The 269-nt window shown below is 65.8% G+C and carries 1 protein-coding gene; it reads right to left on the bottom strand.

Features of this window, described 5'->3' with window-relative positions:
• The coding region (locus CH341_RS32620) for a VWA domain-containing protein (protein ID WP_146604783.1) at nt 1–269 on the bottom strand (269 nt) is incomplete at both ends.

Raw genomic sequence — 269 nt, 5'->3', positions numbered from 1 at the left:
CATGCGGGACGATCGCATAGGCGCCGCGGCCGAAGAGATAGGGAAAGTAATCGCGCGCCGCCTCGTCGACCGTGACACCGAAGACGCGGATGCCGTCCTTGCGCGCCTCGCGGATCGCCATGCGCGTATCCTCGATGCCGTAGCGGCCCTCGTAATAATCGATATCGTTCGGCTTGCCGTCGGTCAAAAGCAGGAGGAGCCGGTGCCGCTGCGGCCGCTCCTTGAGGCCGGCGGCGACATGCCGGATGGCGGCACCCATTCGGGTATAC

This window comes from Rhodoplanes roseus, assembly GCF_003258865.1.
Classification (GTDB): Bacteria; Pseudomonadota; Alphaproteobacteria; order Rhizobiales; family Xanthobacteraceae; genus Rhodoplanes; species Rhodoplanes roseus.
The sequence above is the reverse complement of the archived record's forward strand: the minus strand, read 5'-3'. Positions and strand labels throughout refer to the sequence as shown.